This window comes from Rhodococcus sp. p52 (genome assembly GCF_000763325.2).
Classification (GTDB): domain Bacteria; phylum Actinomycetota; class Actinomycetes; order Mycobacteriales; family Mycobacteriaceae; genus Rhodococcus; species Rhodococcus pyridinivorans.
Genome location: NZ_CP016819.1, coordinates 665053 through 687820, shown reverse-complemented (window position 1 = coordinate 687820; position 22768 = coordinate 665053). Strand labels below are relative to the sequence as shown.

Genomic DNA, 22768 nt, shown 5'->3' with positions numbered 1-22768 from the left:
GGCGGTCACTCCAGGGGATGGGTTTGGCCTGCGCAGCCGAGCACATCGGCGTCACGACGAGGAAAGTGATTTGTCTATCTGCATTGCCGGCACACCGCAGCACAGCACCGCGACGCCGGGAAGCACCGAATGGATCAAGGCTCATCTCGCCCGCATGGACGACGGTGCGGGCTCCGCCTCGCCCTCCGAGGACGTCGCCACCGAGAGTGTCGTCGACGCGCGCCGTTAGGCTCATCTCCAGGACTGCACAGAGGACCAGCCGGGTACACGTGCCGTGAACCGGGCGACGGAGGGAGCGAGACATGAGGGAGTTGTTCCGAGGACAGCTCGACGACCTGGTCGAACGTCTCGGTGAGCTCGCCGCGGTCGCAGCCGAAGGGCTCGACCTGGCCACTCGCGCCCTGTTCGACACCGATCTCGACGCAGCCCAGGCCGCCCTCGATCTCGATGCACGGATCGCCGAACTCGACACCGACTGTGCCGAGCGAGCGGTGCGGATCCTCGCCCTGCAGGGTCCCGTGGCCGCCGACCTGCGGTTGGTCTTCTCCGCGGTTCGTATCACGGGCGATCTCACCAGGATGGGCGAACTGAGCCTGCACATCGCGCGGGTCGTACGGCGTCGCCATCCCGAGTCGCTGGTGTACGACCTCCTGCGCGACGATCTTCGCCGGATGGCCGAACTCGCCGCGCAGATCGTCGCGATCCTGCGCGACGCGTTCACCGACTTCGACCTCGAGACGATCAAGGGCACACACGCCATCGAGACCGAACTCGATGCGGTGCACTCGCGACTGCTCGCCCTGCTCGAGAGCCCCGAATGGGACGGCGACATCCGGACCGCGGTCGACACCGCACTCCTCGCGCGTTTCTACGGGCGGTTCGGCGACCAGGCCGTCGACGTCGCCGATCGGTTGATCTTCTTCGTCACGGGCCAACGACCAGCTGCCTGACTTCGCCGCGCGCACAGCCGCGAACCGTGCGATTCTCTCACCATGACCCGCGACGAGCGCCTCTCGGTCGGCGGTCCTGGGGTGCCCGGGTTCGACGACCTCGACTTCGATGCTCTGTCGGTGCGGTCCGGTGCCAAGTGGGCACGGGCGGCCGCCGACGGACTGGCCCCCGCCTGGGTCGCCGACATGGATTTCCCGGTCGCACCGCCGATCGCGCGTGCGCTGCACGATCTGGTCGACCGTAGCGATCTCGGCTATCCCGACTGGTCCCACGGGACGCCGCTGCGCGAGGAGTTCGCACAGCGCATGCGAACGCGCTACGGATGGGAACCCGGTCCCGGAGCCGTGCGCGAGCAGACGGATCTCATCCAGGCGTTGCAGCTCGTGTTGCACCTGAGCACCACGCGCGGCGATGCGGTGGCGATCCAGACACCGAACTCCCCGCCGTTCCTCGCGTCAGTGCGACGGATGGGTCTGCAGCAGATCGACTTTCCGTTCGTCGACCGGGGCGACGGGTGGGTGCTCGACTTCGATGCGTTCGAGCCGTTGGCGGCGCGTCGTCGTCCGCGGGTGCTGGTGCTCGTCAACCCGCACAACCCCACCGGACGGGTGCTCACGCGTGAGGAACTCGAGCGGATCGCCGATCTCGCCGAACGGTTCGACATGCTCGTCGTCAGCGACGAGATCCATGCCGAACTGATCTACGAACAGCACCGGCATATCCCGTTCGCCTCGCTCGGGCCGGAGACCGCTGCCCGCACGGTGACTCTCACCTCCGCCAGCAAGGCGTTCAATCTCGCGGGGATGCGGTGCGCGGTGGTGCACTACGGCTCCGAGGCCCTGTTGAAGCGCCGGGACGCGGAGCCGTTCGACCTGTACGGGACGGTCTCGGTGCCGGGCGTGGTCGCGACGCTCGCCGCGTGGCGCGAGGGCGGTGCATGGCAGCGCGACCTGCTGCAGGTCCTCGACCGGAACCGTCGACGGGTGGACGAGGTTCTGCGCGAACGGATTCCGGATCTGCGGCACCACCTGCCGCAGGGTACCTACCTGACGTGGTTGAACACCGGGCCGCTCGGCATCGACGATCCGGTGTCGACCGTCCGCGATCGGGGACGTGTCCTCGCCGACGGTGGGGTGCGGTTCGGGTCGGGCGCACGCAACTTCCTGCGCATCAACTTCGCGACGTCGGGGCCGATCCTCGATCGCATCCTCGACGGGATCACCGACGCGCTCGGTGCCTGATCGTCAGCACACCCCGTCACCACACCGCGTCGGCCGGGGTGTTCGTGGACTCGAGTGTGTCGTTCGCGGCCGCGCATCCGGAGGTCGCCGAAGCGACCACGGCGCGTGAGGGTTTGGCCGAGAAGTTCTGGTAGAGCAGCCCGAAGTTCTGCTCGACGTCGGCCTGGTTCGTCCCGCGGTCGCGCATCGAGTAGACGAAACCCTTCTGTCCCCAGCCGAGCCGGCGGGCCTCTGCGATACCGTCGGCGATGATGTCGGCCTGCCGTTGCGTGCTCACCGCGTTCGAGGCGGTGCCGGTCGGGGCGCCGAACTCGGTGGCCCACACCGGTGTCGCGGCGTCGCCGTACTGCACCATGGTGTCGCGCATCAGACGCATGCGGTAGAAGGTGTTCCAGCTCTGCGTGCTCACATCGGACGGCAGTGCCGGATAACTGTAGGGGTGGACGGAGAGGATGTCGAAGTACTGGTGCGCCCCGCGCGCGTAGAGCTGCTGCACGTAGGTGACGGGGGAGATGTCGGAACCGTTGTCCACCGCCGGTGCGAGTCCGCCGTTGAGGATCCGGGCATTCGGTTGCACGGACTTGACGGCCGGAGCGGCCGCGGCGAGCAACTCGACGTACTTGCCGACGTCGGGACGGGGACGGAAGAAGTTCGTCAGGTTCGGTTCGTTCCAGATCTCCCAGTGCGTCACGCGGGTCGAATAGCGCTGTGCCGCCTGCCGGGCGAAACCGGCGAAGGCTGCCGGGTCGGCGGGGGATCCGTGAGTGTCACCGCCGCCCGCGACGCGCGCCCAGGCCGGGGTGTACGCGACGATGCCGACCACCTCGAGTCCGCGGGCCCGAGCACGATCCACCACACGGTCGGGCACCGACCAGTTCTGTTGTCCGCGGTTCGGTTCGATCACCGACCAGTCGATGTCCACGCGCAGCCACCGGGCGCCGACCGCCCGGATCGTGTCGAGTTCGCGGTCGAGTTCGGAGTCCGGCAGATACATCAGCGGTGCGCCGGCGGCGATGCCGATGTCGTCGGTCGCGCAGGTGGTCGGCGGAGGGGGTTGGGGCGGTGGAGCGCACGCTGCGAGTGCGGCGAGGGTGCACGAGAGGGCTGTGGCCAGTGCAACGTGTGCGAGACGACCCATCGACTCTCCTGATGTATCATTCGGACAATTCAGGCATCGGTCGTAACGTCGCGCCGCCGACCTGCGATTCTTGCGGTGGAGCGAGCGGCAGACCGACGCCGCGAATTCACTGTAACGAGCAGGAGGCCGGAAGATGCGGGATTCGTGGACCGAAGGTTCCGGTGCATGCGCACCGTGAATTTCGAGATCCACGACGAATCATCCGCAGTCCGGCTCTCCGCGGAATGGGACGATCTCGCCCAGGAGGTGGGTCGGCGCGTCGCGACCCGCCCCTCCTACGTACTGGCCTGGAATCGGATGGGGCGCGGCCGATCGGCCGTGTGCACCGTTCGGCGCGACGGGCGCCTCGTCGGACTCGCGCCCCTGCACGCCCGCACCCGTCTCGGGGTCACCGCTCTACGACTCCCGGCTCACGGCCTCGCCACGATAGGAACCTTCCTCGCGACCGACGAGGCCGCGCTCGCCGACCTGCTCGACGGCATCGCCGATCGGAACATGGCACTGCAACTCGACCACGTCGATCTCACCGACCCTCTCGTCGAGATGCTGCATGCCTCGCCTCGCTGGAGCATCGACATCGCCGGAACCGAGCGGTGCCTGACCGTCGATGTCGCCACCGGTGCCGGCGCCGAATCGCTGCGTGGTCGGCGCACACTGAGAACACTGTCTCGGCTCGAACGCTCGCTGGAACGAGAAGGCACCCCGGTCTCCGTCGAAGTGGTGCGCGATCCGGACCATCTCGCGCAGAGGTGGCGCGATATCACCGCGGTCGCCGCGGCCGCCGACGCACACAGCGGACGCGACAACTTCTGTGCGCCGCCGTTCACCGCGTTCACCCGGCCGCTGCTCGACGCCGAGGCCCGCGCCGGCCGGCTGCTCATCGTGGGCCTGCTCGTCGGCGACCGATGGACGGCACACGAGATCATGTTCCGCACCGGGACCACGGCCGAGATGTGGTTGAGCCGCTTCCATCCCGAGGCACGCCGCTACCAGCCCGGCCAGTTGCTGCAGCGCCACCTCGCCGACCGCCACGACGAGCTGGGCATCGACCGCTTCGACTATCTGCTCGGCACATCGGAATTCAAGGAGCAGTGGTCGAACGGTGACTACCGGGTGGGGCGGACCGTCGCCGTCCCCACCTCGCGACCGCACCACCGATGGACCCTCCGCGCCGCGGATCTCGGAGCCGACCTCGTCCGTCCCCTGCGCCTGGCGGCGCGCGATGCTCTCACGTCGAACCGCTGCTGATCAGAGGCAACCGGGAATGACCGCGGCCGTGCGCAGCACGTCCCAGGCCGGCTTGGGCGACCCGTCGTGTGTGAGGACCCCGAAGTTCTGTTCGCGATCGGCCACCTCGGTGCCCCGGTCGAGGAGGCTGTAGACGAACAGCTTGTCGACGAAGCCCAACGCGCGTTGCTCGGTGATCCCGTCGCGCAGGATGTCGGCCTGCTCCGTGGGCCCGACCGCGTCGGTGTCCGTGCCCGTCGGTGCCCCGAACTCCGTTGCCCAGATGGGCTTGTCGGAATCCCCGTGCTCGACCATGACGGTGCGCATCTCGCGCATCCGGTAGAAGGAGTTCCAGTCGGAGGTCGAGGCGTCGGACGGGAGAGCGGGATAGCTGTAGGGATGCATGCCCACCACGTCGAAGGCCGGCGACACGCCCTGGTCGTACAACTCGGTGAGGAAGGTCGTCGGGGCGATGTCGGAGCCGTTGTCGGTGCCGGGGGACAGGCCGCCGGTGATCACCACCGCCCCGGGGTCGACGTTGCGGATCGCCTCCGACGCCGCCACGAGCAGGTCGGCGTACGCGCCGACGTCGGGTTGCGGGGTGAAGAAGGCCGTCAGGTTCGGCTCGTTCCAGATCTCCCAGTGCGTGACTCTGTCCGAGTAGCGATCGGCGACGTCGCCTGCGAAGCGCCCGAATTCGCCGGGGTCGGCAGGCATCCCGTGCGGATCGCCGGGGTCCGCCTCCGACGTCCGCGCCCAGTGCGGAGTGTGGGTGAGCAGGCCCAGCACCTGCAGGTCGTGCGCGTCGGCCGCGGCGACGACCCGGTCGGTGCCCCTCCAGTCGAAGCGTCCGCGCGCGGGTTCGATGATCGACCAGTCCATGTCGAACCGGATCCAGCCGGCGCCGCTGTCGGCGACCTTCGACATGTACGCGTCGAGGTCGTCGGCATCGAGGGAGTCGAGACCGGCTCCCGTCGCGACCCCGAGACTGTCGGCGGTCAGATCTGTTCGGCAGTCGCGTGCCTCGGTGCTCTGGGTACACGACAGAGCGAACACACCGACAAGGGTGAGAACGGCGCGGAGCGGCATGGACCGCGACACGCGACGCGGCATCGACCGCGAAAGGGACACTGCAACCTCAACGGGACTTGACGAGACCGGCGAGGCCGAGCCCGCCGGTGATGGGAAGGACATGGGTTCCGGCCAGAACACAGACAGCCGAGAGGACAGCGGTGACGGGCCAGGGAAGATCGTAGCGTTCCGCGAAGAGCGACATCCACACGGCCACCGAAACACCCAGCATCGCGATCGCCATGGTCTGGGTGAAGGGGAACAGACCCCTGATCCGGACGCTCCGGACCACCACGATCCAGATCGCGACGAGCATCGCAGCCTCGGTGAGCACCGTCGCCAGCGCCGCCCCGTCGAACGACATGCGGGGGATGAGGACGAGGTTCGCACCGATGTTCCCGGCGAGCGCGGCCAGTGCCACCCACGGGTAGACGCGGTGGCGTCCGGTCGCGATGAGCACCATGAGACCGAGTTCGGTGAGCATCGACAGAGCGCTGCCGAGCACCAGCATGCGCGAGGCGCCGGCCGCCTCGGCGAACCGCTCGCCGTAGAGGAGGGACAGCACGCCGTCCGCCGACGACCAGAAGGCCGCGGTAGCGGTCGCGCCCAGCACCGCGAGGAGCATCGCCGCTTCCCGCGTGCGCTGCCGGAACATCTCGCTCTGCGCCGGCCAGGTGGCGACCAGCAGCGTGGTCACCGGACCCACGACGGTCGACGACACCATCGACAGGAGGTCGGCGAACTTGTATCCGACGGTGTAGAGACCTACCGAGTCGAAAGTGTCCATCCGCCCGAGCATCAGCACGTCGATCTTCGACAGCAGGGTGAGCAGAGCGAAACCGATGCTGAGGGGGATGGCCTCGACGAGCATCTCGCGCCACCGCCACAACTGGGCACGTGCGGCGGGCAGGGGACCGGCCTTGCCCGCTCGCACGCCGCGCACGAGGATGCCTGCGCCGACGACCTCGTTGATCACGGCCGGCACGACGAGCACGAGCAGCACCGGATTCCACAGCACCGCGGCGATGGTGGCGATCAGCTGCGCGAGCTGGCCGAAGGTCTCGGCGACCGCGACCGATGCCATGCGTAGTCGACTCTGGTACATCACCGACAGGGCGTTGTTGGGCGTCGCGATCACCACGACGAGACCGGCGATCACCGTCGCCCAGACGACATCGGACGAGTATCCGAGCAGCAGCACGTACCCGATGGCCAGCGCGTACCCGAGCAGACCGAGCACACCGCGCAACGCGATGAACGCGGTGGTGACGTAGGAGACCTCCCACGGATTGCACTCGACGAGCTTGGCGAGCACCACTCGGCCCACGCCGAGATCGGTGACGACGGACAGCAACCCGAGCAGGCCGAAGACGAAGGAGAACTTGCCGAAGTCGTCCGGCGCCAACGCGCGGGCGACGATCATCGAACCGGCCCAGCCCATCGAGGCGACGGCCAACCGGCTGCCGAGCATCACGACGGTGTTGCGTCGCGCGGCCCGCCCGTCGAGCTCCGGGGTTTGCGGTTCGTGGAGAGTACCGCCGGGGTCGTGCGCCGCGACGATCCGCTCCATCACGACGGTTTCGGCCATCCGGTCGGCCAGCGAATGTCTACCCACGCGACGGCCTCGTCAGATTCTCAGGCCCGCGGAGCGGTAGGCATCGCGCGTGAGCTCGGCGGTGCGCGTCCATGTCGAGGTCGCGGCGACCTCGCGTCCACGGGTACGCAGCGTATCCGCGGTATCACGGTCGTGGACGACGACGCGCAGGGCCGCGGTCCACGAGGTCACGGTGTGTTCGGTGACGAGCAGCGCTCCGTCGTCGACGACGTCGGGCAGTGCACCGACAGCGCTCGTCACCACCGCCCCACCACACGCCATCGCCTCGAGCGGCGGTAACCCGAAACCCTCGTAGCGTGAGGCGTATGCGACGGCGGTCGCTGCGGCGTACAGCGCGGGAAGGTGTGCGGTGGGAACGTAACCGAGACCGATCGAACCGGCCGGTGCGTGGGGTCCGGTGGATCCGGCTCCGGCGAGCACCAGCGGAACGTCGAGGATACGGCACGCGTCGGCGACGAGCGCGACGTCCTTGCGGGGTTCGACGGTGCCGACCTGCAGGACGAACCGTTCGGGCAGCCGGTAGACCCGGTGGATGTCCCGCATCTCCTCGGGAGTGGGAGGTTTCGCCCACGCCGCGGGGGCGAGCGGGGTGACCGCCGCGTCGCGGCCGCACAGCGCGTGGAGACGTTCGGCGGTGAAGTTCGAGACCGCGACGAGCACGTCGGCCCGTCGCATGGCATCGCGCAGCAGTGCGCGCTCACCGGCGGCGCGGTACTTGCTGAACGCCCACGGGGTGTCGAAGACGGCGAGATCGTGGAACGTCGAGACGGTGACACCGGAACACAGGACGGGCAGGTCGACGTCGAGGCTGTGGAACAGGTCGACCCCGCGGACGGGCATCTTGGCGTACAGCATCCGCCGCACCCCGGCGGCGACCGGTCGTACCGACGGGGTCACGCGAGGGGGCAGTTCACCCACGGCATCGCACTGCACCGTCGCGCGCAGCGCAGCCGAGGGGAACAACGGGTCGAGCGCGGTCAGCAGCTCGCGGACGTAGGTCTGGACTCCACTGCCGGACGGACGGAGTGCGAGGGCGCCGAATCCGATGCGGTGAGCGAGCTTCGGTGAGGTGACCAGTGTTGCGTCAGTGCGCATCCGACAGTTCCTAACAGTAGCCAGAAATAGACGTCGAGAGGGAAGATCTCGAGATAGGTCGCCACGGTGGAGGCGACCGCCGCCGCGACGATCGTGCCGCTCACCCCGAGTGCGAGTGCGGCGTCCTGCCCGCTCAGCACCCGGGATGCACGCAGCGTCGAGACCGCGGCGCACACGAGTACGAGGACGAACAGCCACACGCCGATCGGGCCGAGTTCCACGGCGAGCTTCATGTAGTAGTTGTCGGGCTGATAGGGCATGAACCCGAACTGCACGGCCGCCGTGTACGACAGTTCCGACAGCATCGGGTTGCTCTGGGCCACCGTGTCGGCGGCAGCCGAGCCGGTCGCGCCGAGACCCTGACCGAAGGGGTGCACCCACAGCGACGACAGGGTCTGCGACCAGCCGTCCCCGCGCTCACCGAGGCTCGACGAGGAGAACAGTGGAGCGAGAATCGAACTCGGCACGGCGAAGAGGACGAGCGGTGCGAGCGCCGCGGTGGCGCCGAAACCGAGGAGCAGGGTGCGGTAGCGGTGGCCCGCCAGCCACAACAATGCGACGGCGAGACCGATGTAGCTGGCGCGCACGATCGTCACACCCATGCCCAGCACCATGATCGGTGTCGCGCACAGGAACAGTCTGTTGCGGAGCCGGTGCGGATCGGCGAAGGAGACCGAGCACCCCACGATCAGTCCGATCATCACGAACAGGCCGAAGGCGAAGGGTGTCGTGAACGTGCTGAAACTGCGCAGGATTCCGCCGCTGATGCGCAGATGCTCGTCCCAGCGGTAGCCGAGTTCGGCGAGTCGCTCACCGCCGATCACCTGTTGCGCGAGTCCGATGACGGCGGTGACGGCCGTCGTGCCCATGAGGATCGTCACCAGGTGGTCGCGGTCGCGGGCGTCGAACGGTGCACACCACAGGATCACCGGGATGACGAGGTAGAAGTAGGTAATCTTGATGGCGATGATGCCGGCGAGCCCCGAGACGAGCAACGCCGACAGGACTCCGATTGCCACCCATGCGACCACGGCCGGCCACCACGGATAGGACGGTGCCGGCAGCCGCCGTCGGTAGGGGCTGACGAAGGTCGCGGCGAGGGTGAGGAGCAGCAGCCCCTCCTTCCACGGCGACAGTGATTCACCGCCGGGGACGATCGCGAGCAGGCCGTGGAACGGCGTGAGCGCGGCGATCGCCAGCAACCCGCGTTGGGGTCGCCGCCAGAGCAACACACCCAGCACGAGCACGACCGGAACGGCGAGTATCAGCACAGGAGTCATGAGACGTACTCGTCTGCAGCGGGATCCGCGGTGCGGGACCCGAAACGGGAGAGCACGGTCGAGGTGACCGCCGTGCGGAGGAACTCGCGCCCGTCCCGCTGCCGACCGCTGTGCTCACCGACCTCGCTGGTGAGGATGTCCCCGGTGAAGCCCCGTCGGCGCAGGCGGCGAAGTCCTTCTTCTCCGCGCTGGGTCAGGAACCACCGGTGGTCTTCGGCGGACAGCACGACCGTGGTCGACACACCCGCGCGACGCAGTGCCTCCAACCCGACCTCGGGAACCTGGGTCACGCCGATTCGGCCCAGCAGCAGCCACAATGGATAGGGCAGGTACTTCTGCGCCCACGGTTTGATGCGGGCTCGCAGGGAGATCGTCTGCGGTTCCGCCGGGGCTGCGATCGCCGGAACATCGGGTGCGTTCGGACCGAGATCTGCGCGCAACGACTTCCGGCGGTGGGTGCACCACAGGATCACGTTCACGAGCACGGCGGAGTGTGCTGCACCCCGGAGGGCGACCCACGACGAGTACCACGCACCCGAACACAGGCCGATCACCACGAGGTCCTGCGGATCGATGCCGAGGGCGGCGACAGCATCGAGGGCGTCGCGGTCGGAGTCGTCGGAGTACAGCGGCGTGGGCGTCGCCCCGTGTGCCGTGCCGGTATCGCCGACCCCGGTCCGGTCGAACCGGATAGCGGAGATGCCGTGCGCGGCGAACTCGCGTGCGAGCTCGACCCAGAGACGACTCGGGCCGAGTCGGTGCTCGTAGGCGGTGCCGAAGAACAACACCGTCGGGGTGGACCGGCGCGGGGCGCCGAACCTGTCGGTGCCGAACCCCTCGGTGCCGAACCATTCGGTGTCGAACCATTGGGGGGCGACCCCGTGCGTGCGCAGCGCGAACATCTCGTTCGGGCCGAGATATTCGACGCTCTCGTGGATCGGGAGCCCGGAGTCGGTGGTCGCGACGACCGCGCGGCCGCACTCGGGGAAGTGGACCTCGCGGGTGGCGGCCGGCGCGCCCGCAACTACCCAATCGGCGATCCGGGTGAGCTGCTCGGTCGGGATCGCGGAGTGGAGTGTGCTGGGGGTGACGAAGGATTCGTGGGCGTCGAGGGAGAGCTCGTCACCGCCGAGTGCGGTGGCGAGCGCCGACACCGCGGCGGTCTCGCGGGCTGTGGGTCGGGTCGCGAGCAGGGTTCGTGTGCCGTTCAGCGACCTCGGATCGATCTTCAGGGCGCCGAGCGCGTCGGCAGCTTCGGGGGCGAGACCCCCGCCGACGATCGAAACCCGGGGGTCTTCGGGATCGTCGGCGCCGAGGGCGAGACGGTAGAGGGCGCGTTGTTCGCGCAACATCGCTCGGCCCGAGACGATCGGATCCCACAGCACGACGGCGTCGGCCGGTCCGCACTCGGGCAGTGCCGTCGCCGCGATCAGTGCGCCGGTGCGCAGTCCGACGACGGTGATGTGCTCGGCGCCGCTCGCGCGGGCCGTCTCCACTGCGGTGACGACGCTGCGCTGCCATGCCGCGACCGCGTCGGGCGAATCCTGATCGCCGGCCGAGTCTCCGGTGCCCGTGTAGTCGAAGCGCACTGCCGCCAGTCCCCGCTCGGCGAGTTGCTCGGCGAGAGCCTTGACGCCTCGATAGGTGTCGAGGTGTTCTTTCCCGAGGGGTGGGCACAGCACCACCGCGCCGCGCGCGCGGCGGTCGGCGGGAAGGTGGACGTGCCCGAGGATCGGGGACGCAGGGTCGCCGAACCACGACGCGTGTCGCACATCCACTCCGTGACCTCCACTGTCGAGGGGGTGAAAGAGGGGGTGATTTCCCGCCCCGTCTCGGACCCTGAATCTTCTTGCCGTTCGGACGCATTCGTATCGAGGGATTGTGCCGACCCGTTACCTCTCGGCGTCGGCAGGGTCATAAAGTACCCTCCCGATCGGCTCGGGGGCTTCGGAGGGATGGCTGTGCCTGGAATCTTGGTGCACGAATGGATCGCACGCGACGGAGGTTCGGAGAAGGTTCTCGACGAGTTCGTCCGCACCTTTCCCGACGCCGACGTCCTGTGCCTGTGGGACGACGCCGACCGGTATCCGGGGCGGACGGTGCACGAGAGCGGTCTGGCACGCACACCTCTGCGTAGGAGCAAGGCGCTGGCGTTGTCGGCCATGCCGTACGTCTGGCGTCGCCGACCCGGTTCGTACGACTTCGCCCTGGTCAGCTCGCATTGTTTCGCCCACCACGTGACCTTCCGGGGCGCACCGAGCGGGTTCGAGAAGTTCGTCTACGTACACACTCCGGCGCGCTACCTGTGGAATCCGGAACTCGACGATCGGGGTGCCTCGGCCGCGGTGCGGTGCGCGGCACCTCCGTTGCGTGCCCTCGATCGGCGTCGCGCGCGGGAGGGTGCACACTTCGCCGCGAACAGCGATTTCGTGCGTCGCCGCATCGAGCGGGCCTGGGGTGTCGAGGCGCGTGTGATCTTCCCTCCCGTCGAGACGGCCCGCATCTCGTCGGTGCCCGACTGGCGTGACGAACTGTCCGCCGCCGAATCCGCCCTGCTGGAGGGGCTTCCGGAGACCTTCGTGCTGGGGGCGTCGAGGTTCGTGCCGTACAAGCGACTGGATTGGGTGATCCGGGCAGCCGACCTCGCCGGGGTGCCGGCGGTGATCGCGGGATCGGGGCCGGAGGAGGGCCGGCTGCGGCAGCTCGCCGACGAGGCGACGGTGCCGGTCCACGTGCTCGCTCGACCGTCGGACGCCCTGCTCTACGCGCTCTACCAGCAGGCCCACGTCTACGTCTTTCCTGCGGTGGAGGACTTCGGGATCATGCCCGTCGAGGCACGTGCGGCAGGGGCGCGTGTGGTCGTCAACGCGCTCGGAGGTGCTGGTGAGACGGTTGCCGAGGGGGTCGACGGGTTGTGTTTCCGCGAGGACAGGGTGGAGGCGGTCGCCGAGTGCATCGCCGCGATCGACGGTGTGCCGAAGGGCCGTAACGAGGCCGTCGCCGCGCTGTCCTCGGAGAACTTCCAGCAGCACATCCGCGACTGGGTCGGGGAGGGGATCGGAACGGCGTGACTCACATCATACTACCGACGAGTAGACGAACTCTTGTCGCCGGTTCGTCTCTGTTGTACCTTTCTCCCGGGTCGGGGGCCTGCTGATGGGGTTCGATGGGGGATCGTCATGGCTCACTGCCGCCGGCCGAGCTGCGTTCGTCGCCGCTTCATGAATGTGTTCTTTGCTGAAGTAACTACGCGCACAAGCAATTCGAGTTACGCGTAGCTTCTTCGCTTCAGGGTGGAATCACCCGCGTCACTGTGATCCGTTGCACTGAAACAGGATTCGCGTTCCTTCGAGAAAACGGACATAATCACCGAATCGTTCATCTGGCTGTCGGGGCCACTTCGCGTGGAGTAGGCAAGCAGGAGAAGTATGGGGATCGGACCCGAGTTGGCGCGCCGCAACGCGCCGACCCACGACACGAGCGACGGTCACGGAAGTGTCCCGCGCAGACAATGGCAGCGCACCTATCTCCGGTCGCTGGCGATCACCGACACGACGATCGTCGTCACGACCGTCGTCCTGGCGCAGGGGGCCGGGACGATGATCGGTGGACCGGTCGACCCGGGGTCCTCGGTGACCCGAGGACTCGCCTCGGCGATCGTGGTGGCCGGCCTGTGGCTTGCGATTCTGGCACTCAACGGAACTCGCAAGAAGCCGATCGTGGGCAGCGGCGAGGAGGAGTACCGGCTCGTCACGAGGGGGACCCTGCAGACCTTCGGTCTGCTCGCGATCGCCTCGTTCCTCGTCGACTCGTTCGCCACCGACCTCGACACGATCCGGGTCTACGTGTTGCTGGCCATGCCGGTCGGCCTGGTCGTTCTGCCGCTCGGACGTCGATGGTGCCGTCGTTCGATCGAACGCCGGCGTGTGCGGGGCGAGTTCCGGACCTCGGTGCTCGTCGTCGGCTCCGAACGCGCGGTGGATGCGATGGTCGGATCGTTCGTCCGCGACACCTCGGCCGGATACCGCGTCGTCGGTGTGTGCACCACCGGGTACACGGGGGAGAGCGGGCGCACCATCACCGTCGCCGGACAGGAGATCCCGGTACTCGGTGCGGAAACCGACGTGATCAACGCCGTCAAGCTCTCCGGCGCCGACACCGTCGCGATCGCTGCCGGAACGCACTGGGGGAAAGGTGATATCGGCGAGCTTGCATGGGAACTCGAGCCGTATCGCGTCGATCTCGTGGTGGCTCCCGGCGTCACCGACATCGCCCTGCCGCGACTGTCGATGCATCCCGTGGGTGGGTTGCCGTTCGTGCACGTCGAGGAGCCGCAGTACCGCGGGTCGCATCGGATCGCCAAGACGACCTTCGACCTCGTGTGCGCGGTCCTCGCCCTCACGATCGCGGCGCCGGTCATGCTTGTGGTCGCCGCGCTGATCAAACTCCAGGACGGCGGTCCGGTCTTCTATCGGCAGGAACGCGTCGGCCTGGGCGGCACCGTCTTCCGGATGTGGAAGTTCCGATCGATGGTCGTCGATGCCGACCGGATGGTCGATACGGTCCGCGCGCAGACCGGTCAGGAGGACGCGACCTTCTACAAGTCGGCCCGCGACCCGCGGATCACGCCGGTGGGACGGTTCATCCGCCGCACCAGCATCGACGAACTGCCACAGCTGTTCAACGTCCTCGCCCGCGACATGAGTCTCGTGGGGCCGCGTCCCCTCGCGGTGGGTGAGGGTGAGAAGATCCCGGGCTTCGTTCCGCGCCGCATCCTGGTGCGACCCGGCATGACGGGATTGTGGCAGGTCTCCGGGCGATCCGACCTGTCCGAAGCCGACCGCATCCGCCTCGATCTGTTCTATGTGGCGAACTGGTCGATGGTGCAGGATCTGCTCATCGTCGTGAAGACGGTGCGCGCGGTGCTCGCGAGCGACGGCGCCTACTGACCCCACCGCAGTGCGGGGTTTCGTAGCCGGTGGGCAGGGAACCCTTCGACTTCGCCCTGGGATCTGCAGGAGGAGTCGAAGGTGAACACGTCCGTGCGGGGTTTCCAACCCGATCCCGACGACATCCCGCTGATCACCTCGCTCGACCAGCTCGCCGACCTCGCGACGGATCCGCTGCTCTACCTGCGGTATTCGAAGGGTCCGGCGGCGGATGCCGAGGACGGGCCGAGCCGCGATCGCGAGGCGAACGTGACCCTGCCCGGGCTCGTCGCCACCACCCTCGCTCCGGAGCCGTGGTGGCGCCGGCCCGTCAAGGACTGGGTCGCCCGCCGTGTCTGCACGTGCACCGGGTTCGGCGACGAGGACGGTCGGTTCGTCTGGATCCTCACGGGCAGGATGGTCGGGCGCGGTCCCGGCCACGAACCGTTGCTCGTCGACGTCCGGCCCCATGCCCGGCTCGGCAGGAATGTGCTCGACGAGGCGAAGAGGTGGTACGAGGAGCACTTCGACGTCGACGGTGATTCGCACAGGAGCGACTGAAAACCGTTCGCGCAGAACGCAGGAAGCCCACCCCGGCATATCGCGGGGTGGGCTTCCGTGTGCGTGTCACACCGGATCTCGCGTGTGCGTCACACCGGATCTCGCGTGTGCGTCACACCAGATCTCGCGGCGTCCGGCGCTGCCAGCTCTGTGAGTGGACTCGACGATCGCCGTGATCGTCGTCGAGTTCGAAGGCGTCGAGCTCCGCGTTGATCACGAACTCCTCCGGAGTGGACGTGAGGATCGTGCGGGTACGGACCTCGGTGCGCCAGTCGTCCCGCTCGTAGCGCCGCACGGTCTGCGTCTCGCCGCGGACGGAGTTGGGATCGTTACCCCCGAAACTGAACCACTCCTGGGTGCGACGCCGGATGACCGTACCGGTCTCGTCGATCCGGAACGACCCCTGGTCGTCGAGGTGCTGACCCTGGCCCTGTCGATGATCAACGCCCGATTTCCGCGGATGCGCGGCATCACGCACGGGGTCCCCGTGGTGATCGTCCAGGACGGTGAACCCGACCTGCAGAACCTGAAACGGGAACGTCTGTCCCTCGACGACCTCATGGCCGCCGCGCGTCAACAGGGCATCCGGCGGTTCGCCGACATCGACCTCGCGGTGCTCGAGACGAACGGGAGGATCTCCTTCTTCTCCCGGACGAGCGCTCAGGACGGCGCGCCGGAGGAACCCGACCCGGCGTGACGGGGTGCCGCGCCGTCCTGACGCTCAGTTATTGCGTCCGGTCAGTGCGTCGCGCAGTCGGTCCACCATGCCGACCCCGGTCCGACGGTCTTGTGGAACAGTTCGGAATGCGGCGCGGACGAATGCGGCCGGGTCGGGGCCAGCTTCTTGGCGGCCTGTACCTTGGTGCCGACCTCCACGAGGGTGTCCTGCCCGAGATGCGTCCTCAACGCCGGGAACTGGTCGGATTCTTCGTCGTTCGCGTGGTGGCGCAGAAGATCCTGCAACTTCTTCACCAACGTCGTGAACTCCGCACTCGATGCTTCCGCGCCCTCGAGTTGCTTCATCACCTGCACGATCTCGTCGTGCTCCTCCTTGTCGTGTTCGACGGCTTCCGTGCCGCCGGAATTCGGTCCCTCGTGGGCGGTTTCGGTCATCGATGTCTTCTTCGAACGGTCAGGATCGTCCGGTGTCGCCGGTCTCGTCCGGTTCGTCCTCGCCCTCCGCCTGGTCGGGCTGCTGCGGAGCCTTGGAGAGGAGGTTGTCGGGATCGGCGTCGGGATCTTCGGCTGCGTCGTACGGATCGGCAGAACCGTCTGTGCTGCTCATGTACCACGGGGTTCACCACTACCGGCGAGGGCAAACACTCCGGCGACCGACGGGGATTCGCATCCTGCCGGGGTAGGTGGTTCGGGGAGCCGGACGGGGGTAGTCCTAGGGAGACCGCCTTTCACCGAGAAATGTTCGGAGGAAGATCATGACCGGACCGCACGACACTCCCGATCTCGACGACGTGATCGACCCGACCGAGCCCGCGCCCAAGGATCGGCGCGAGCACGGCAAGTCGCCGGACCGCGTCGACGACGACTATCTCGAGTACCGCACGGAGCAGGAACGCATTGCCGCCGGCGTCGAGGACTACGACCCCGACCACGTCCCACCCGCAACCGAGTAGCCGCTGCGTTACAGACGGATTCTCGGCGAACCATCGGAAGGAGCAGAGAGATGGAACGAGGGAGCGACAAGCACGGTCCGAAGAAGGACGACGCGCTCGCAGAGGAAACCGAAGGAATGATCCGCGCCAACCGTCCGACCCGCGCCGACGAGGCACGCGATCCGGAGCCGCCGGCCGACGACGATCCGGATGTGCGGCCCTGGCACACCGAAGGTCCGGGCGGCGGAGCTTCGGAGGGCGGGGGTCCGGAGGGCGGGGGTCCGGCGGGCTCTGCCTGAGTCGATGCGAGCGTGGCGCGTGGTGGAGCCCGGCCCCGTCGCCGGTCACCCTTTGCGGTTCGAATCCGTCCCGCTTCCCGAGACCGGACCGAACGATCTTCTGGTGCGCGTGCTGGCGTGCGGTGTGTGCCGCACCGACCTGCACGTCGCCGAGGGCGATCTCCCCGTCCACCGGGCGGGTGTCGTCCCGGGGCACGAGGTGGTCGGGGTGGTCCATCGAGTGGGGGAGGCGGTCGAAGGGTTCGCCGACGGCGACCGCGTCGGCGTGGCCTGGCTGCGTTCGACCTGTGGGCAGTGCCGCTACTGTCGTCGTGGCGACGAGAACCTGTGTCCGGATTCGAGATACACCGGTTGGGACGAGGACGGCGGGTACGCCGAGTTCGTCGCCGTACCGGCGGCGTACGCCCTCCCGCTGCCCGACGGATACGAGGACGTCGAACTCGCTCCGCTCCTCTGTGCCGGCATCATCGGCTACCGCGCGCTGAAGCGCGCCTCGGTTCCCGACGGCGGGAGGCTCGGCATCTACGGCTTCGGCGGCAGCGCCCACATCGCGGCGCAGGTCGCCCTGGCGCGAGGTGCCGAGGTGCACGTCATGACGAGGAGCGAGGATGCGCGGAATCTGGCCCGCGAACTCGGGGCCGCGTCGGTGCAGGGCGCCGCGGACGCGCCACCGGTGCCCCTCGATGCCGCCATCCTCTTCGCACCCGTCGGCGACCTCGTGCCGCCCGCACTCGAAGCACTCGACCGCGGCGGCATCCTGTCGATCGCCGGCATCCATCTGACGGACGTCCCGCAACTGAACTACCAGCGGCATCTGTTCCACGAGCGCGAGATTCGGTCGGTGACCGCCAATACCCGTAAGGATTCCCGGGAGTTCCTCGCGTTCGCCGGGCAGCACCGCATCAGGGTCGCGACGATGCGATACGGGCTGGACGACGCCGATCGCGCGCTGGCGGATCTCGCCGGCGACCGCGTGCGCGGCGCTGCCGTCCTCGTCCCCTGATGGTCCGGATCGATACGGTGCGCTCCGCCCGAGATCACCAAGTCGGGACTTTCTACCCTACGGGAACATCCCGCCCGGGACGACGATAATAGTGTCGGACCCAGGAGGGCCCCTCGGACTTCTCACCCACGAGGAGATGAGGACAATGTCGACATCATCGGCTCATTCTGCAATGCACACCCATCCCGACATCGTCGAGATGCGCGAACGCTACGACCGGATGGGCGAACAGCCCACAGTCCAGGTCACCGACGGATTGATGATGGTTGCCGGTCTGTACGCGGCGGCATCCGCCTGGATCATCGGCTTCGCCGATCAGACGGCACTCGCCACCACCAATCTGATCTGCGGCCTCGCGGTCGCACTGCTCGCCATGGCGCTCGGTTCGGCCTACGGCCGCACCCACGGTCTGGCGTTCGTCGCGCCGCTGCTCGGTCTGTGGTTGTTCGTCTCGCCGTGGCTGGTCAGCGGAGTAGATACCAGTACGTCCATGATCTGGTCCCACGTCATCGTGGGTGCGATCGTGTTCGTCCTGGGCGTGGCCGCGGCTGCGATGGGCACCGGCCTGATGGACCGTTCGCGTTGACGGTGCAGTAACCCGGGTATACGGGACCCGGACGGTGCTGCCGGCTGCATGTCTGAACCGGCAGCACCTCACCGGGTGCGGCGTCCGGACACCGATTCCGGCTACCGAGGGCAATACCCCTCGGTCGAACGCTGCAACCCCGTTGCCGTTTCGCTGCCACGATGCAGTATGCACACCGGTGAAGGCCGCGGCGCTCGTAGTGCGAACTCGGTGAGGTTCGAACGACAATTGCGAGAATCCATCGAGGAACTCGCTCGTGAGATGCACGACGACCGATGGCCCGCGTTCGCTTCCCGAGCGGCCCGTCTGGGTGCTTCGAGGGATGTCATCGGGCAGGCGAAGGGCGTTCTCATGGAACGCTTCGGCCTCGACGCGGAGAGCGCATTCGAAATGCTGCGCAGGTTGTCCCAGGAGCGCAACCAACTCGTGCGCGACCTTGCCGTCGAGGTGGTCGAGACCGCCCGACCTCCGCGTGAACGGTAGAGCGAATCCTCCCCAGGCGGATGCGCCGGATCGCCCGGAACTGAGCACCGTGCGCATCCATTCAGTGTGTCGTGCATCACATCTGATCAGAATGATGCGCTGGAAAATCTTATGTTGACGAGTTCGCCTAGCTCAATCAACTATTGCTGTACCAAATGACGCGATCGAAGTGGCGCAGACACAATCGGACGCCGCGACGAAGGACGGGTGGTACGCAATGACCGAGACCGCAATCCGGGAGAGCGAACGACTTCCCTACGACCTCGACGACCGATATCGCTCGGGCTCCGGCACCGTGCTGCTCACCGGCGTGCAGGCCATCGCCCGGCTGTTCGTCGAACAGCAGGTACGGGCCATGCGGGACGGTCGCCGGGTGGCGACCTTCGTCTCCGGATATCAGGGCAGCCCCCTCGGTGGTCTCGACAAGATGCTCCACGGCATGCCGAAGGTCCTCGCCGAGCACGACATCACCTTCGTGCCCGGATTCAACGAGGAACTCGCCGCCACCGCGGTGTGGGGCAGCCAGGGACAGCTCGGCGCCGGCACACCGACTCACGACGGCGTCGTCGGCGTCTGGTACGGCAAGGGCCCCGGCCTCGACCGCGCCACCGACGCGCTGCGTCACGCCAACATGTACGGCGTGAACCCGAACGGCGGCGTGCTGCTCATGGTGGGTGACGACCCCGCGTCGAAGTCGTCGACCGTGCCCGCCGTCAGCGAGCGATCCCTCGCCGCCCTCGGCATCCCGGTCCTGTTCCCGCGCAACGCCGCCGAGATCGTCACCCTGGGCCTGCACGGCGTCGCGCTGTCGCGTGCCTCGGGCTGCCTCGTCGCCCTCAAGATCGTCGCGGACGTCGCCGACGGCGCCTGGTCCGTCGACGGCTCCATCTCCGACCTGCCCATCGCGGTCCCCGAGATCGAATGGGAAGGACGGCCGTTCGTCTACAAGCAGCGCCCCATGGCCGCGCCCGGCGACAGCGTCATCGCCGAGGCCGACCTCTACGGCCCGCGCTGGAAGATCGTCCAGGAATACGGCCGCCTCAACGGCCTCGACGTGATCGAGGTCGACCCGCCGCAGGCCCGCGTCGGCCTCGCCGCCACCGGCACCACCTTCGACGCCCTGCGCCAGACCCTGCTCGACCTCGGTGTCCACGACGCCGCGCTGCACCGCGCCGGCATCCGACTGCTGCGCATCGGCATGCCGTACCCCATCGGTCCCGAGATCGTCCGCGAATTCGCCCGCGGCCTCGACGAACTGATCGTGGTCGAGGACAAGACCGCCTTCGTCGAGACCCAGATCCGCGAGATCCTCTACGGCACCGCGAACGCCCCGCAGATCGTCGGCAAGAAGGACGCCGACGGCCGCCCGCTCGTGCCCGTCGACGGTGAGCTCACCGCAGGTCGCCTGCGCGGCCCGCTGCGTCGCGTGTTGCGCGGCCACGTCGAACTCGGTCCCGCACCCCTGCCGCAGTTGTCGCTCGAGGTGCTGTCGACCCAGCGCACCCCCTACTTCTGCAGCGGCTGCCCGCACAACCGATCCACCGCACTGCCGGAAGGTTCGATCGGCGGCGGCGGCATCGGCTGTCACACCCTCGTCACCCTGTCCGGCCGCAAGGACAGCGCCGTCACCGGCCTGACCCAGATGGGTGGCGAAGGTGCGCAGTGGATCGGCCAGGCGCCGTTCACCGACATCGGCCACATGTTCCAGAACCTCGGCGACGGAACCTATTTCCACTCCGGTCAGCTCGCCGTCCAGGCGTGCGTCGCCGCCGGCGTGAACATCACCTTCAAGCTGCTCTACAACGACGTCGTGGCGATGACCGGCGCGCAGGACGCCGAAGGCGCACTGAAGATCCCGGCGCTGACCCACAAGCTCACCACCGAGGGTGTCCGCAAGATCATCATCTGCTCCGACGAACCGAAGCGCCTCCGCAAGCGCACCCTTGCCCGCGGCACCGAGGTCTGGCACCGTGACCGGCTCGACGAGGCGCAGAAGCTGCTGCGCGAGATCGAGGGCGTCACCGTGCTCATCTACGACCAGCACTGCGCCGCCGACGCGCGCCGTCAGCGCAAGCGTGGCACCCTGCCCGCCCGCACGACCCGCGTCGTCATCAACGAAGCGGTGTGCGAGGGCTGCGGCGACTGCGGCGTCAAGAGCAACTGCCTGTCGGTGCAGCCGGTCGACACCGAATTCGGTTCGAAGACCCGCATCGATCAGACCTCCTGCAACACCGACTACTCGTGCCTCGACGGCGACTGCCCGTCCTTCGTGACCGTCGAGACGTCGCCGGAGAAGCCGAAGCGTCGCAAGGCTCCGACCCCGCCGCGCATCCCGGACGCCGCCATCGACACCCCGAAGGGCACCCGCAACGTCTTCCTCGCGGGCATCGGCGGCACCGGCATCGTCACCGTCAACCAGGTGCTCGCCACGGCCGCACTGCGCGCCGGATTCGAGGTCGAGTCGCTCGACCAGATCGGCATGAGCCAGAAAGCCGGCCCGGTGGTCTCCCACCTGCGCTTCGCCGCCGACGGACTCGAGCCCGGCAACCGCGTCGGCCCGGGCGGTGCCACCGCTCTGCTCGCGCTCGACCTGCTCACCGCGACCGAGCCGAAGAACCTCGCCTACGCGAACCGTGAGGAGACCGTGGCAGTCGCGTCGACGAGCCGCGTCCCCACCGGCGACATGGTCTACGACCGCTCTGTCCGGCACCCCGACGAGCAGGACCTGCTCGCCCGCCTCGACACCGCGACCCGCACAACCGTCTCCTTCGACGCCCTCGCCGCAGCCCAGGCGCTGTTCGGTGGGACCTCGGCCGCGAACTTCCTCGTCGTGGGGGCCGCCCACCAGCTCGGCGGACTCGAGATCCCCGCCGACGCAATCGAGGAGGCCATCGAGATCAACGGTGTGGCCGTCGCGACCAACATCGCCGCCTTCCGCTGGGGCCGGGTTGCCGTCGCGGATCCCGCGGCCTTCGCCGCCGCGACCGAACCGGCCCGCACGGAGCGCGCCGCCACCGTCGCACCGGAGCGTCTGTTCGCCGGCACCACCTTCACGGGTGAGGTCGAGCGGCTCGTGCGGATCCGCGCCGCGTCGCTGATCGACTTCCAGAGCGAAGCCCTCGCCGCCCGCTACATCGCGCAGGTGCAGGCAGCCTGGGAGGCCGAGCGCCGCGTCACGAACCGCACGGACTTCAGCGAGGCCGTCGCCCGCGGACTGTTCAAGTTCACCGCCTACAAGGACGAGTACGAGGTCGCCCGCATGCTCGTCGACCCGGCCTTCCTCGACGAGGTGCAGGGCCAGGTCCCCGGTGGGCGCAAGCTCACCTACCGCCTGCACCCGCCGGCGCTGCGCGCACTCGGCCGTGAGAAGAAGGTCGGCTTCGGACCGAAATCGCATGTCGCGCTGAAGGCTCTGGCCAAGGCGAAGCGTCTGCGCGGCACGAAGCTCGATCCCTTCGGCTACGCCCACGTCCGCCGCGTCGAGCGTGCCCTGCTCGCCCACTACACCGCCACGATCCAGCGGCTCGCCGCCGGCCTGGACGTCGACTCCTACGACCGCGCCGCCGAGATCGCGGCCCTGCCCGACATGGTGCGCGGCTACGAGGACGTCAAGCTCCGCTCCGTCGAGCAGTACCGGGCCCGCCTCGCCGAGCTCGGCATCGACACCGACTTCTGAAGCA

Annotated in this window: 21 protein-coding genes and 2 pseudogenes; 14 read left to right on the top strand and 9 right to left on the bottom strand. The window is 68.2% G+C overall.

What is annotated here, in order from left to right; genetic code table 11:
• Positions 1–70: 70 nt before the first annotated feature.
• The 3 genes from IM25_RS25945 (at position 71) to IM25_RS02985 (ending at position 2192) form a co-directional block, all read left to right on the top strand.
• Positions 71–229, top strand: a complete 159-nt coding sequence (locus tag IM25_RS25945; RefSeq protein WP_153811627.1) for a hypothetical protein — start codon at positions 71–73, stop codon at positions 227–229.
• A 73-nt stretch (positions 230–302) separates the two neighbouring features.
• Complete coding sequence (locus IM25_RS02990; RefSeq protein ID WP_006552625.1) at positions 303–950, top strand: phosphate signaling complex PhoU family protein; 648 nt, start codon at positions 303–305, stop codon at positions 948–950.
• A 42-nt stretch (positions 951–992) separates the two neighbouring features.
• The gene (locus tag IM25_RS02985; protein ID WP_065995731.1) at positions 993–2192 is read left to right on the top strand and encodes a MalY/PatB family protein; all 1200 of its coding nucleotides are present in this window, start codon (positions 993–995) and stop codon (positions 2190–2192) included.
• A 16-nt stretch (positions 2193–2208) separates the two neighbouring features.
• On the opposite strand, the gene IM25_RS02980 is transcribed toward IM25_RS02985, so the two are convergent.
• Positions 2209–3330, bottom strand: a complete 1122-nt coding sequence (locus IM25_RS02980) for a GH39 family glycosyl hydrolase (RefSeq protein WP_065995730.1) — start codon at positions 3328–3330, stop codon at positions 2209–2211.
• A gap of 165 nt (positions 3331–3495) precedes the next feature.
• On the opposite strand from IM25_RS02980, the gene IM25_RS02975 reads away from it, so the two are divergent.
• Positions 3496–4578, top strand: coding sequence for a GNAT family N-acetyltransferase (locus IM25_RS02975; protein ID WP_033096287.1), 1083 nt, complete (start codon positions 3496–3498; stop codon positions 4576–4578).
• Here the strand turns inward: IM25_RS02975 and IM25_RS02970 are convergent, their stop codons facing one another.
• From IM25_RS02970 to IM25_RS02955, 5 genes are all read right to left on the bottom strand, one after another.
• Positions 4579–5613, bottom strand: coding sequence for a GH39 family glycosyl hydrolase (locus tag IM25_RS02970; protein ID WP_232333386.1), 1035 nt, complete (start codon positions 5611–5613; stop codon positions 4579–4581). It abuts the gene before it with no gap.
• An 82-nt stretch (positions 5614–5695) separates the two neighbouring features.
• Entirely contained in the window at positions 5696–7243 is a 1548-nt protein-coding gene (locus IM25_RS02965) for a flippase (protein WP_230826372.1), read from the bottom strand.
• 12 nt (positions 7244–7255) lie between these two features.
• Complete coding sequence (locus IM25_RS02960) at positions 7256–8338, bottom strand: glycosyltransferase family 4 protein (RefSeq protein ID WP_033096285.1); 1083 nt, start codon at positions 8336–8338, stop codon at positions 7256–7258.
• Positions 8221–9618, bottom strand: coding sequence for an O-antigen ligase family protein (locus tag IM25_RS25235; protein WP_157126917.1), 1398 nt, complete (start codon positions 9616–9618; stop codon positions 8221–8223). The genes IM25_RS02960 and IM25_RS25235 overlap by 118 nt, the downstream gene beginning before the upstream one ends.
• Positions 9615–11396: an alpha/beta fold hydrolase gene (locus tag IM25_RS02955; RefSeq protein WP_065995729.1), complete on the bottom strand. Its 1782-nt coding sequence runs from the start codon at positions 11394–11396 to the stop codon at positions 9615–9617. Before IM25_RS02955 ends, IM25_RS25235 begins: the two co-directional genes overlap by 4 nt.
• Before the next feature lie 177 nt (positions 11397–11573).
• Between IM25_RS02955 and IM25_RS02950 the strand changes: the two genes are divergently transcribed.
• The 3 genes from IM25_RS02950 (at position 11574) to IM25_RS02940 (ending at position 15107) form a co-directional block, all read left to right on the top strand.
• Complete coding sequence (locus IM25_RS02950) at positions 11574–12689, top strand: glycosyltransferase (RefSeq protein ID WP_052039939.1); 1116 nt, start codon at positions 11574–11576, stop codon at positions 12687–12689.
• A 357-nt stretch (positions 12690–13046) separates the two neighbouring features.
• Complete coding sequence (locus tag IM25_RS02945; RefSeq protein ID WP_065995728.1) at positions 13047–14567, top strand: sugar transferase; 1521 nt, start codon at positions 13047–13049, stop codon at positions 14565–14567.
• 81 nt (positions 14568–14648) lie between these two features.
• Entirely contained in the window at positions 14649–15107 is a 459-nt protein-coding gene (locus tag IM25_RS02940) for a DUF6098 family protein (RefSeq protein ID WP_052039938.1), read from the top strand.
• A 112-nt stretch (positions 15108–15219) separates the two neighbouring features.
• Here IM25_RS02940 and IM25_RS26645 read toward each other — a convergent pair whose 3' ends face one another.
• Complete coding sequence (locus IM25_RS26645; RefSeq protein WP_232333385.1) at positions 15220–15402, bottom strand: hypothetical protein; 183 nt, start codon at positions 15400–15402, stop codon at positions 15220–15222.
• Between the two features lie 111 nt (positions 15403–15513).
• Here IM25_RS26645 and IM25_RS02935 point away from each other — a divergent pair.
• A pseudogene (locus tag IM25_RS02935) lies at positions 15514–15804 on the top strand (DUF421 domain-containing protein); the annotation flags it as partial.
• Positions 15805–15845: 41 nt separating this feature from the next.
• Here the strand turns inward: IM25_RS02935 and IM25_RS02930 are convergent.
• Positions 15846–16220, bottom strand: coding sequence for a hemerythrin domain-containing protein (locus tag IM25_RS02930; protein ID WP_232333383.1), 375 nt, complete (start codon positions 16218–16220; stop codon positions 15846–15848).
• Between the two features lie 19 nt (positions 16221–16239).
• Positions 16240–16392: a hypothetical protein gene (locus IM25_RS26355; RefSeq protein ID WP_019290944.1), complete on the bottom strand. Its 153-nt coding sequence runs from the start codon at positions 16390–16392 to the stop codon at positions 16240–16242.
• 148 nt (positions 16393–16540) lie between these two features.
• Here IM25_RS26355 and IM25_RS02925 point away from each other — a divergent pair, with 148 nt between their 5' ends.
• From IM25_RS02925 to IM25_RS02900, 6 genes and pseudogenes are all read left to right on the top strand, one after another.
• A complete protein-coding gene (locus tag IM25_RS02925) occupies positions 16541–16738 on the top strand; it encodes a hypothetical protein (protein ID WP_033096282.1) in 198 nt (65 codons plus the stop codon).
• A 50-nt stretch (positions 16739–16788) separates the two neighbouring features.
• The gene (locus IM25_RS02920) at positions 16789–17016 is read left to right on the top strand and encodes a hypothetical protein (protein ID WP_019290945.1); all 228 of its coding nucleotides are present in this window, start codon (positions 16789–16791) and stop codon (positions 17014–17016) included.
• A 4-nt stretch (positions 17017–17020) separates the two neighbouring features.
• On the top strand, positions 17021–18019 hold the full coding sequence (locus tag IM25_RS02915; protein ID WP_033096281.1) for a zinc-binding alcohol dehydrogenase family protein: 999 nt from the start codon (positions 17021–17023) through the stop codon (positions 18017–18019).
• Between the two features lie 172 nt (positions 18020–18191).
• Entirely contained in the window at positions 18192–18605 is a 414-nt protein-coding gene (locus IM25_RS02910; protein ID WP_024101985.1) for an SPW repeat protein, read from the top strand.
• Positions 18606–18917: 312 nt separating this feature from the next.
• A pseudogene (locus IM25_RS26640) lies at positions 18918–19088 on the top strand (ANTAR domain-containing protein); the annotation flags it as partial.
• Between the two features lie 217 nt (positions 19089–19305).
• A complete protein-coding gene (locus IM25_RS02900) occupies positions 19306–22764 on the top strand; it encodes an indolepyruvate ferredoxin oxidoreductase family protein (protein WP_033096393.1) in 3459 nt (1152 codons plus the stop codon).
• Positions 22765–22768: the final 4 nt, after the last annotated feature.

Coding starts and splice junctions, on each gene's coding strand:
- IM25_RS02990 (WP_006552625.1), top strand. CDS start 303: ATGAGGGAGTTGTTCCGAGGACAGCTCGACGACCTGGTCGAACGTCTC.
- IM25_RS02985 (WP_065995731.1), top strand. CDS start 993: ATGACCCGCGACGAGCGCCTCTCGGTCGGCGGTCCTGGGGTGCCCGGG.
- IM25_RS02980 (WP_065995730.1), bottom strand. CDS start 3,330: ATGGGTCGTCTCGCACACGTTGCACTGGCCACAGCCCTCTCGTGCACC.
- IM25_RS02975 (WP_033096287.1), top strand. CDS start 3,496: ATGCGCACCGTGAATTTCGAGATCCACGACGAATCATCCGCAGTCCGG.
- IM25_RS02960 (WP_033096285.1), bottom strand. CDS start 8,338: ATGCGCACTGACGCAACACTGGTCACCTCACCGAAGCTCGCTCACCGC.
- IM25_RS25235 (WP_157126917.1), bottom strand. CDS start 9,618: ATGACTCCTGTGCTGATACTCGCCGTTCCGGTCGTGCTCGTGCTGGGT.
- IM25_RS02950 (WP_052039939.1), top strand. CDS start 11,574: ATGGCTGTGCCTGGAATCTTGGTGCACGAATGGATCGCACGCGACGGA.
- IM25_RS02945 (WP_065995728.1), top strand. CDS start 13,047: ATGGGGATCGGACCCGAGTTGGCGCGCCGCAACGCGCCGACCCACGAC.
- IM25_RS02930 (WP_232333383.1), bottom strand. CDS start 16,220: ATGACCGAAACCGCCCACGAGGGACCGAATTCCGGCGGCACGGAAGCC.
- IM25_RS26355 (WP_019290944.1), bottom strand. CDS start 16,392: ATGAGCAGCACAGACGGTTCTGCCGATCCGTACGACGCAGCCGAAGAT.
- IM25_RS02925 (WP_033096282.1), top strand. CDS start 16,541: ATGACCGGACCGCACGACACTCCCGATCTCGACGACGTGATCGACCCG.
- IM25_RS02920 (WP_019290945.1), top strand. CDS start 16,789: ATGGAACGAGGGAGCGACAAGCACGGTCCGAAGAAGGACGACGCGCTC.
- IM25_RS02915 (WP_033096281.1), top strand. CDS start 17,021: ATGCGAGCGTGGCGCGTGGTGGAGCCCGGCCCCGTCGCCGGTCACCCT.
- IM25_RS02910 (WP_024101985.1), top strand. CDS start 18,192: ATGCACACCCATCCCGACATCGTCGAGATGCGCGAACGCTACGACCGG.
- IM25_RS02900 (WP_033096393.1), top strand. CDS start 19,306: ATGACCGAGACCGCAATCCGGGAGAGCGAACGACTTCCCTACGACCTC.